The organism is Bradyrhizobium sp. (assembly GCF_019244115.1).
Lineage (GTDB): Bacteria > Pseudomonadota > Alphaproteobacteria > Rhizobiales > Xanthobacteraceae > Bradyrhizobium.
In genome coordinates, this window is the sequence record NZ_JAFATE010000902.1 from 1 (window position 1) to 10386 (window position 10386).

9 protein-coding genes and 1 pseudogene are annotated in these 10386 nt (G+C 65.5%); 6 read left to right on the forward strand and 4 right to left on the reverse strand.

Annotation, left to right across the window (positions count from 1 at the left end; all coding sequences use genetic code 11):
* On the reverse strand, positions 1-1441 hold a 1441-nt coding region (locus tag JOZ76_RS37465; protein ID WP_291706399.1), incomplete at its 3' end, for a TIGR02302 family protein.
* A gap of 169 nt (positions 1442-1610) precedes the next feature.
* Between JOZ76_RS37465 and JOZ76_RS37470 the strand changes: the two genes are divergently transcribed.
* Positions 1611-1991, forward strand: coding sequence for a carboxymuconolactone decarboxylase family protein (locus tag JOZ76_RS37470; protein ID WP_291706400.1), 381 nt, complete (start codon positions 1611-1613; stop codon positions 1989-1991).
* 11 nt (positions 1992-2002) lie between these two features.
* Positions 2003-2908 carry an NAD(P)-dependent oxidoreductase gene (locus JOZ76_RS37475; protein WP_291706401.1) on the forward strand — a complete coding sequence of 302 codons (906 nt, stop codon included), beginning with the start codon at positions 2003-2005 and terminating at the stop codon, positions 2906-2908.
* Between the two features lie 28 nt (positions 2909-2936).
* Here the strand turns inward: JOZ76_RS37475 and JOZ76_RS37480 are convergent, their stop codons facing one another.
* Positions 2937-3326 (reverse strand): MAPEG family protein, encoded by a 390-nt coding sequence (locus JOZ76_RS37480; RefSeq protein WP_291706402.1) that lies wholly within the window; start codon positions 3324-3326, stop codon positions 2937-2939.
* Between the two features lie 152 nt (positions 3327-3478).
* Here JOZ76_RS37480 and JOZ76_RS37485 point away from each other — a divergent pair, with 152 nt between their 5' ends.
* The 3 genes from JOZ76_RS37485 to JOZ76_RS37495 all read left to right on the forward strand — a co-directional run bounded on the left by JOZ76_RS37485 (position 3479) and on the right by JOZ76_RS37495 (position 7084).
* Positions 3479-4984, forward strand: a complete 1506-nt coding sequence (locus JOZ76_RS37485) for an ATP-binding protein (protein ID WP_291706403.1) — start codon at positions 3479-3481, stop codon at positions 4982-4984.
* 155 nt (positions 4985-5139) lie between these two features.
* On the forward strand, positions 5140-6045 hold the full coding sequence (locus JOZ76_RS37490) for a hypothetical protein (RefSeq protein WP_291706404.1): 906 nt from the start codon (positions 5140-5142) through the stop codon (positions 6043-6045).
* 190 nt (positions 6046-6235) lie between these two features.
* On the forward strand, positions 6236-7084 hold the full coding sequence (locus tag JOZ76_RS37495; protein WP_291706405.1) for a PhzF family phenazine biosynthesis protein: 849 nt from the start codon (positions 6236-6238) through the stop codon (positions 7082-7084).
* 141 nt (positions 7085-7225) lie between these two features.
* On the opposite strand, the gene JOZ76_RS37500 is transcribed toward JOZ76_RS37495, so the two are convergent.
* Positions 7226-7816 carry a CGNR zinc finger domain-containing protein gene (locus tag JOZ76_RS37500; protein WP_291706406.1) on the reverse strand — a complete coding sequence of 197 codons (591 nt, stop codon included), beginning with the start codon at positions 7814-7816 and terminating at the stop codon, positions 7226-7228.
* 87 nt (positions 7817-7903) lie between these two features.
* On the opposite strand from JOZ76_RS37500, the gene JOZ76_RS37505 reads away from it, so the two are divergent.
* Positions 7904-9148 (forward strand): MFS transporter, encoded by a 1245-nt coding sequence (locus tag JOZ76_RS37505; RefSeq protein ID WP_291706407.1) that lies wholly within the window; start codon positions 7904-7906, stop codon positions 9146-9148.
* Positions 9149-10137: 989 nt separating this feature from the next.
* Here the strand turns inward: JOZ76_RS37505 and JOZ76_RS37510 are convergent.
* Positions 10138-10386: pseudogene (locus tag JOZ76_RS37510) on the reverse strand (diaminopimelate decarboxylase); the annotation flags it as partial.

The following is a 10386-nucleotide window of genomic DNA, read 5'->3' on the forward strand; positions in this document are numbered from 1 at the left end:
CCTCGAGCTGATGCGTGACGCTGTAGAGGCCGAGATATTGGCCCGTCTCCGGCATGAACAGCTCCGGTGCAATCGCCAGAGCTTCCAGCGCGGTAAAGACCTCGGAGTTCTTGTTGGCGTCGAGCGCGAGGATGCGGCGCTGCTCGATCAAGGCGCGCGCCAAGGGCTTGGTGAACAGCCGCTCCGGCAGGCGCATGTTGAAGGGCTCGCTCTTGCCCTCGTTGCCGGCCTCATCCTTGGCCGTCAGCGTCAGCGTGACATCGGCGCCGGCATAGGGATCTTCGCTGAGGTCCTTCACGGTCTGACCGACGCCGTTGCGGGTGCGGGCGTTCGGCAGCACCAGCGGGAACTGCGGGGCCGTGTAGAGCGGACGCGGCGCAGGAGCGGCTTCCGTACCTTCAGCGGGACGTGCTGCGAACTGAGCATGGGCTTCGGTGACGCCGTAATCGTCCTCGATCTTGTAGGACATCTGCAGCGAGCCGCGCGCCTGCCGCTCGGGATCCTTGGCGAGCGAGATCGTCGGCGGACGATCAGGTGTCGCGGTGAATTTCCATTGCGGCTGGCCGGAGGGCGCGCGCACATGCACGGTGCCGTCGCCGGCAATCGCAAAATGCTTTTCGTCGGTGCCCTTCGGAGCCTCTCCGGTCGGGGCGGCCTCGGTCACTCCGCCGCCGGTGATGACGTCGAGCGTGCCGCCGCTGGAGCGCACGATCAGCGTGCTTCCGACCGGCACCGCAAGCGGCCCGCTCGCCGGCAGCGCCGCCTCCTTGCCAGCGGCCGACAGGATGATCGGAGGTTTTCCGGTGTAGAGCGGCGGCGTCACCCAGGCATCGACCCGAAAACTCGCCGGCGCGAACACGCCGTTCCAATCGACGGCGGACGCCACGCGCGCCGCGCGCTCATCGCCCGCCGCGACATAGGCCGCGACCATCAGCACGGCGACCAGCGCGCGGAGCGCCCAGGGGTCGTGGAGCACGAGCCGCGGCGAGGGCAGTCCGGCGCGAATCTTCTTGATCGAGGCGAGCGTGCGTTCGCGCTGCGCCTGCCACAGCGCCTGCGACACCGGATCCTGGCTCTGCAGCGTATCGGTCAGCGTGGTGGCGGGACGATGGCGGATGCCGGAGCCGCGATCGAGCCGGCTGAGCGCCTGATCGCGGCCCGGCCAGCGAAACCGGGCGAGCGGAACGAGCGTGGCGACGGCGGCGGCCGCGAACAGAATGACACCAGCGGCCCGGGCGGCGAATGGCAATGCCAGCCAGAACCCGGCCCATGACACCGCAAGAAACAGCCCGACGAGCGTGAGCAGCCGCGCCAGAGGCGGCCAGACACGTTCCCACGCAATCGCCAGTTTTGCCCGTTTCAGGGCCTGCGTCAGCTTCAATCGCGCAACGGAATCGCTCTGCTGTGCAGGCGCCGACGGATCAGGTGTCATGCCGTTCAATAACTCTCCAGAGGCCCGGCAAATCAACCTAACACAACGGCGGCACTGAGGCACCCGTTCCTGTACGTAGTCCCGCCCGTTTGGGGCGCATAACACGAAGGAGTGACTGGCGCGCATCAACCCCGTAACTTTGCGTGGTCGCGACCAAAAACACCCCGAGGAGACCCCGATGGACCAGAAAATGCACGACAAGGGCCTTGAAATCCGCAAAGCCGTGCTTGGCGAGGCCTATGTCACGAACGCGCTGAAGAACGTCGACGACTTCAACCGGCCGTTCCAGGAGATGCTGAACGAGTATTGCTGGGGCGCCGTGTGGGGCCGCGAGGAACTGCCGCGCAAGACCCGCAGCATGCTCAACATCGCGATGATCTCGATCCTGAACCGGCCGCATGAGCTGCGCGCGCATCTGAAGGGCGCGCTGACCAACGGCGTGACGCGCGAGGAGATCCGCGAGATCCTGATGCAGGTCGCGATCTATGCCGGCATGCCGGCGGCGGTCGACAGCTTCCGGATTGCGCGCGAACTGTTCGCCGAGCTCGACAAGGCTTGAGGGCGGCCGCCATGGACATCGGATTCATCGGCCTAGGCCGAATGGGTTTTCACATGGCCCGCCGCCTGATCGAGGCGCAGCACCGGCTCATCGTGTTCGATACCAGCAATGAAGCGATCCAGCGGCTGGTGGCGCTTGGCGCCACCGCCGCGTCATCACCGAAAGACGTCGCCGACCGCGTCGAGACCGTGATGGCGAGCTTGCCGTCGCTGCAGGCGTCGCTCGAGGTCGCAACCGGCGCCGACGGCGTGATCGAAGGCAAACGCGTCAAGCGTTTCGTCGATCTTTCCACCGTGGGCTCGCAGATGGCGGTGCGCATCCACGATGCGCTTGGAGAGCGCAACATCGTGCAGCTCGACAGCCCGGTCTCCGGCGGCGTGGCCGGCGCCGAAAAAGGCACGCTCGCGGTGATGGTGTCGGGTCCGCAGGCGGACTATGAGACGGTCAAGCCGGCGCTTGCCGTGCTCGGAAAATTGTTCTTCATCGCCGAAAAACCGGGCGCGGCGCAGACCATGAAGCTCGCCAACAATTTTCTGTCGGCGACCGCGATGGTCGCAACCTCCGAGGCGGTCGTCATGGGCGTCAAAGCCGGGCTCGATCCCGCGGGCATGATCGACGTGATCAACGCCGGCTCCGGGATGAACACTGCGAGCCGCGACAAGTTTCCGCGCTCGGTCTTGCCGCGCAGCTTCGATTTCGGCTTTGCCACCGCCCTGATGGTGAAGGACGTGCGGCTGTGCCTGGACGAGATGAAATCGCTCGGGCTCAGCATGGAGGTCGCCGAGGCGGTCGGCCGGCTCTGGGAGACCGTCATCCGCGACGAGGGCGCGGAAAGCGATTTCACCGCCGCGATCAAGCCGATCGAGAAGGCCGCGGGTCTCGTCGTCGGCGGCAGCAAAGGCGGCGGTCAGAAATGAACGGCGTGGCCCACGCTGATCTGGCCTTTCAAACGAACAGGTCGGCCACGATCAAGAAAATCCCGGCCTGTGCGATGGTCCAGCAGATCGGCCGCACACCGGCAGGCGCGAAGGCATAGGCAGGAACATAGAGCACGCGACCGATCACGAACACCCAGGCCCCGATCGCCGACAGCGATCCCGCGCGACCCGCGGCATGCACCAGAAACAGTGCAGCCAAAAACTGTGGAAAGATCTCGAGCAGATTACGGTGCGCGCGGACGAAGCGTCCGCTGAGGCCTTTAACCTCGCGCGGCTCGTCACGAGGACTCAAAACCCAGTCGCCGCCGAGCTGACGAAGTGTCAGCACACTGGAGAGGGTCAGCTGAACGACCGCCAGCAGCATGGCCGCGGCCAGAGCCCACAGATCGGCTGTCATGGGTGTTAGTGCCAGCCTTCAAGGTCGCGCGTCCCCCGCGCCCCGACCGCGATCAACCACAACATCCACAGGTCTGCAAGAGGCCGCGCCGCTCGACGCGCCGGGATCGGATTGCTAAGCCGCTGCCTCGCGGGGAGCGTTTGAGTCGAGACATGACCGTTGCGATCGAGATGGGACACACGACGGCGGGCAGTCCTGCGACTTTGGATCTCGAAGAACTGCTTGCAACCCGCCTTCTGGTGCAGGGCAATTCGGGATCCGGCAAATCCCATCTGCTGCGCCGGCTCTTGGAACAGAGCGCGCCGTGGGTGCAGCAGGCCATCATCGATCCAGAAGGCGACTTTGTGACGCTGGCCGAGCGTTTTGGCCACCTCGTGATTGATGCCGCGGACCATACCGAGCGCGGTCTTCAGGTCGCGGGCGAACGCGCGCGCATCCATCGCGTCTCCACGGTGCTCAATCTCGAGGGGCTCGACGCCGAGAACCAGATGCGGCGCGCCGCCGCCTTTCTCAGCGGGCTTTTCGACATTGCGCGCGACCATTGGTACCCGATGCTGGTGGTGGTCGACGAGGCGCAGCTGTTCGCGCCGGCGGTCGCCGGCGAGGTGTCGGACGAGGCGCGAAAACTGTCGCTTGGCGCGATGACCAACCTGATGTGCCGTGGCCGCAAACGCGGCCTTGCGGGAATCGTCGCAACCCAGCGGCTGGCAAAACTCGCCAAGAACGTCGCGGCCGAGGCGTCCAATTTTCTGATGGGCCGCACATTCCTCGATATCGACATGGCACGCGCCGCGGACCTTTTGGGCATGGAGCGACGACAGGCCGACGCCTTCCGCGACCTGGAGCGCGGACAATTTATGGCGCTGGGCCCGGCGCTCTCCCGCCGTCCCCTCGGACTGCGCATCGGACCAACGGACACCAAGCCGCGCAATGCGACCCCGCGGTTGATGCCGCTGCCGGAAGCGACCCTCGAAGACGCACGCGCCATCATCCTGGCCGCGCCGCCGCCCGAAACTGTCAGGCCGCAGCGCCGGCCGTCGCCGGACCTTCTCGACCAGCTCATGGCGGCGAAATCCGCGGGCCTCGAAGCTCCCGCGGCGGTCGAGCGGTCACTCGGCGCCGAGGAACTGGCGGAGCGGCGTGAGCGCGTCGACCGTGTTCTGCGCGCCATTCTGGCCGAGCCCGACGCCGGATTTCGTGCCATCGGCGTGCTGTTTCAGGAGTTCGTGGTCCGCTGCCGCATCGAGGGACTCGGCTCCGATGTGCCTGATCTTGCCGACTTCCGCCGCATGCTGACGCGCGCCCGGGCCGGGCTCGGCGCCAATCCGGCCGCCGACGAGGCATGGCACGATGTCTCGCTCCGCGCCTCATGGCTGCCCGAGGACATGCAGGGCGTCTTCATGATGATCGCCCGCGCGGCGAAGGAGGGCTGGCCGTGCCCGAGCGATGCGGCGATCGCCCGCGCCTATGGCTCACGCTCGCTGCGCCGCGCGCAGCGTCTTCTGACCTATATCGAGGAGCAGGGCCTCATCGTGTGCCAGCTCGACGGCACCGGCCGAAGGACGGTGACTCTCGTCGAACTCGCCTGGGCGACCGCGCCCGGCGACCCCAATGCCGACGACGCGCCGGCCGAGCAAGGCTGCAGTTCGCCGCCATGATGTGAGGCGTGCACGGAGCCGAGTGCTTGCGCGCCGTGCCCCCGAGCACAATCTGCCATGGGCTGGTATGCGAAGTCTCGTCATCGGCCGGCGCGCCGACTCGTTGGCTTTGCCGACCCAAATGAGACGAGCCACAAAAATGAGAGGAGAAGCGCATGGATCGCAGGCACTTTCTCACCTCGGTGATGGCCGTGCCACTGCTCACATTGGCGTCGCGGATGTCTGTTAGCGCGGCTGCGCCCGAGATCGGCGGAACGCTGCGCCGCTTGAGCGAAGCCGGTCGAGGCGACAATCGGGCGACCTTCATGCCGGACGGCAGCACGCTGTTGTTTGCGTCCAAGCGCTCGGGCCGATCTCAGATCTGGGCCATCGATCGCGACGGCAATCAGCCGCGGCAAATCCACCAGAGCACAGGCAACGACTATGGCCGCGTCGCGCCGAGCGCGGACGGCAGCCGATTGTGCCTGAGCTCCGATCGCAGCGGCCAGAACCTCATCTATGTCCTCGATCTTGCGAGTGGCCGCGCAACGCCCGTGTCGGATCCGGCATATTGGAGTTTCGGCCCAACCTGGTCGTCACGCGATCTCATCGCCTTCTTCTCGCGCAAGGGAGGCAACGTGCTCAACGTCTGGACCGTGCGCGCGGATGGATCTGAGCCGCGGCAGGTCACTGATCTGGCGGGCGAGAGCCGACAGCCCTGGTGGTCACCCGACGGCGCAACGCTGGCATTTTCCGCCAACGTCGGGACCGGGACGTTCGACGTCTGGCTTGCCGAAGCCGATGGATCGGAGATGTGGAGGATCACGGACGGCGGCAGCTTCGAGCAGCCATTTTGGAGCCCGAACGGCAAGCAGATCGCGGTCTCAGCAAACATAGGAGAGCCCCATCGGCGGATTTACGTGATGAACGCTGACGGCTCCGATCCGGCGCCAATCGGCCAGCCCGCGAACGTCGACAACGTTCATCCGGCCTGGTCGCCGGATGGACGCAGTATCGTCTTCACCTCGGGTACGGAGGCCAATGGAGCGCTCTATATCTTCGATCTGAACGACCTGCCTTGACCGCCACAGGCCTAGCCAGTGTAGGGTGGGCAAAGGCGCCCTTGCGCCGTGCCCACCATCTTTCCGCGAGCGGCAATCTGCATTGGGCGAATGAGCTTCGCATAAGTCTGCCACCTGCGCCTGCCGCGGGCTTGAGTGCGTTTGCATTCCATGCGCATGTAAGACCATGGGATCGTCGAAAGAGAGTGCAATGATCGTTCATCGCATCGCAGCCTTCACCAGCGGAGCACACGGCGGAAACCCTGCGGGCGTCGCCCTTTGCGAGGAGCTTCCCGACGCCGGCACGATGCAGGCTGTCGCTGCCGAGGTCGGCTATTCGGAAACCGCGTTCGCAGCCCCGGCCGAGAACGGCTGGCGAGTCCGGTATTTTGCGCCTGAAGTCGAGGTGGATTTTTGCGGACACGCAACCATCGCGCTTGGAGCCGCGCTCGCGCAGCGCGAAGGTTCTGGCACGTTTTCCCTGGAGCTCAACCGCGCAGAGATCACCGTCGACGGCTACCAGTCGGCTGCGGGTTGGGGCGCCTCGTTCCGGTCGCCGCCGACGCACAGCCGCAACGCGCCGGCCGCGCTTGTCGCCTACGTATTGGCCTTGTTCGGACTGACCCACGGCGACCTCGATGAGCGGATACCACCCGCGATGGCCAATGCGGGCCCCGACTATTTCATTTTGGCCTTGAGAGATCGCAGCGTCCTGAGCGCCATGCGTTACGAACTCGAGCAAGGCCGCGACCTGGCGCGGCGCGAAGGGATCATGACCTTCAACCTGCTCTACGCCGAAACACCAGAACTGTTTCACGCGCGCAACCCGTTTCCGATCGGTGGGGTGTACGAAGACCCCGCCACAGGGGCCGCGGCCGCAGCGCTCGGCGGCTACCTTCGTGATCTCGCCTGGCCGCACCCGGGCCCCATCGCGATCCAGCAGGGTGAAGACATGGGCGTGCCTTGCCGCCTGCAGGTTGACATCGTCGGGCAGCCCGGCGCGCCCGTCAGAGTCTCCGGGAGTGTCCGCGCGATCCACGAGGCCGCCACTGCACCCTGATGGTCCACAGCCATCACCGCGCGTCATTGCGAGGCGCGCTTGCGCCGAAGCAATCCAGACCTTTTCCGCGGGAGCGATTTCTGACCCTCATCCTTCGAGACGCGCGCAAGAGCGCGCTCCTCTGCTCATGACGCCGTAAGTCTAGTCCACACCGCGCTGGCGCTCGCGATAGGCCCGGGTCTTGATGCGGTTGCCGCACAAGATCGACATGCACCAGCGCCGCGTCGCCGGTTTTGAGCGATCGAAGAACACCCGCCGGCACTCCTCCGCTGCGCACATCTTTAGCCGGTCCAGGGACCCATTTCGCGCGCCATCGTAGAGCTCGGCCGCGAGCACGGACAATCCTGCAAGCGCATCATCGCGGACCGCGTGGAGGCGTGCGCCGGCCTCGCCGCCGAGTTCGGCATGAAGCGGGAATGCAGCAATCGCCGCGTTCAGCGCCCGCGCTGCACCCTTGTTCCGGCGCTCCGCGGGATCGTGCTGCAGATAGTCCCGCAAGCTCGCGCGCAAACCCAGGGCAATCTCGAACAGCGCAGGCGTCACCTTCGCGCCCGCAGCTAGCAGCTTGCGCTGCGCCATCCAGGCCGCGAGGTCGGCCGCGCCTGCCAACTCGTCATGCCTTTGGTGCGGCACGCCGTGATGCGTGAAGTGCCGCAGATCGAGCGTGTTGGCGAAATCATAGAGATTGGCCAATGCGTCGGGAACCTGGAACTGGCGCGACTGCTTCGACATGCAACACCATTAAATTATTTTTGCTGGTGATTGCAACAGACATCTGTATAATGCGTTTACTGGTGTCTCATTCGACAGGAGACCATCATGAGCACCCTGAAAACCCGCGCGGAACCGCGCCTCTTCTACGGCTGGTGGGTGGTCGCAGCCGCTTTCGCAATCACCTTCCTCGGTTTTGGCAGCGCCTATACCTTCAGCAACTTCCTCGAGCCGTTGCAGCGCGACTTCGGCGCCTCCCGCGGCTCGGTGTCATCGGTGTTCTCGCTGGCAGGGTTCCTCTATTTCGGGCTCGGGATCGTCAGCGGCCCGCTGGCCGATCGTTTCGGCCCCCGCCCGCTCGTGGTGAGCGGCATGGTCCTGCTTGGCCTCGGCCTCGCACTCGCCGGCGCCGCGCAGAATCTGATCGAGGTCGATGCGGCTTACGGGCTGGGTGTCGGTCTAGGCATGGGCTTTGCCTATGTGCCCGCGATCGGCGCCGTGCAGCGCTGGTTCGTGCGACGCCGGGGCTTTGCCTCCGGGCTTGCGGTAGCCGGAATCGGCGTCGGCACGCTGGTGATGCCGCCGCTGGCGTCACTCCTCATCGCCAGCCTTGGCTGGCGCGGCGCCTATCTCGCGCTTGGCGCATTGTCCTTGGTCGTCGGCTGCGGCATGGCGCTAATGATCGAGAACGATCCGCATCGCCGCGGGCTCAATCCCGACGGCGATGCGTTCGCGCCGTCATCCGCTGAGGTCGGCGGCACCACAGTTGGCGAGGCGATCCGATCCGGGCGTTTCATCAGCCTCTACGCAGCCTGCCTGATCTGTTCGTTCGGCGCGTTCGTGCCCTTCGTCCATCTGGTGCCGTTCGCCAGGGATCACGGCATTACCGCGCAGGTCGCGGCGCTGCTGCTCAGTGTCATCGGCCTCGGCAGCACCGCCGGCCGTTTCTTCCTCGGCACGATTGCCGACCGCGTGGGCCGCGAGCGTTCGCTCATGATGATGTATGCCGGCATGGCGGCGTCGCTCGCGGTCTGGGCGCTTTCGGCAAACCTCTGGTCTTTGACGGCATTCGCGGCCGTTTACGGCGTATTTTATGGCGGCTGGGTGGCTGTACTGCCGGCGGTTGTGACCGACTATTTTGGCGGGCGCTACGTCTCCGGCATCATCGGCGTGCTCTACACCAGCGTCGCCTTCGGTACTCTGATCGGCCCGAGCGCGGCGGGATTTGCCTACGATCTCAGCCACAGTTACGAGCTGCCAATCGTCGCGAGCGCCGCGAGCAATGTTCTGGCCGCACTCATCGTGGCGCTGATGCTGCGCGCGGCGGCCTCACCTGAAAGAAGCACGACGTGACGAGGCCGCCGTCGAACCGCGCGGCGCTCCGCTCCCCTCCCCCTCGCGGTCGGGGGTGGGAGTCCCTCGGGGTCAGCTGGTCGTGTGGTACCCCCACCCCAGCCCTCCCCCGCGCGGGGGAGGGAGCGCACTGCCGATGCGGCACCAATTCAGACCGACTTCATCCGCTAGACTAGGTCCGGAATTGGCGACTGATTCGCCCGGCCTAACCGAAATCGGCCGGTCGCCTCGGGAAAATGCTTCGTCTGCCCGCATCCGGCACAAAAATTTCGTTTAAGAAAAAGCAATGTTCGCAATGTGATGCAACGCTGATGCATCGTCCAAGACCCGCTGCCCAAATTTTCCTCTTCCGTTTTCCAGAAACATGTGATTATGTCTCCTCATTCCGCCTCGATGCAGAGGGCGTATCGCGATCGTCACGAGACGTGAGGCGGGGTTGCGGTGGACGCGTTGGCGACGCGCACGGGTTCTTCGTGCGGGCGAACGGCGCTGATGCGGACGTGAAGGCGTGTGGTCCTGGCACCCCGACGCTGGTGTCAAGTTCGCGAGATGATCTCGCGGGCGATGGGAGCAAGAAAGCCCGGTTCCCAGGGAGAGCGCGCGATAAGCGTTAAAACCATCGCGCAGGGAATGCCGGATGATTCGGCTGAACCTGTGGTTCCTTCCCCGTGCTTTTTTTACTGCACGGGGGCCATGGGTGAGGCCTTCACCCGGCATTCCCTGCGCCCTCGTTTTCGAGGGTGAGCTTGAAGTCAGCAACTCGGGCGCGATCGCGCCGCGAGAACGCTGAGGCTCGTCTTGGAAATTGCTCGTCACGCTCTCCGCTGTCTTGCCCCGCTTTAAGCGGGGCATCCAGTATCCCAGAGACGGCAGTGCTTGAGCCGATAGCCCGCGGCGTACTGGATCGCCCGGTCGAGCGGGGCGATGACATCGGAGTAATGCGTCACCGCGCAGGGACGGGCACCGCCAGTCCGGTAGGAGCCTGCCACTCACAGCCACGGCGCAGGTCTGTCCAGCGCGATCAGCTCCTCGACCTCGATGCGCGGGCGGACCACGGCATATTGATCGTCCTTGACCAACACCTCCGGCACCAGCGGCCGCGTGTTGTAGGTCGAGGCCTGCACCGCGCCATAGGCGCCGGCCGTCATGACGGCCAGGAGATCGCCGGCCTTCGGCTCGGGCAGCTTGCGGTCGAGCGCGAGATAGTCGCCGGTCTCGCATACCGGGCCGACCACATC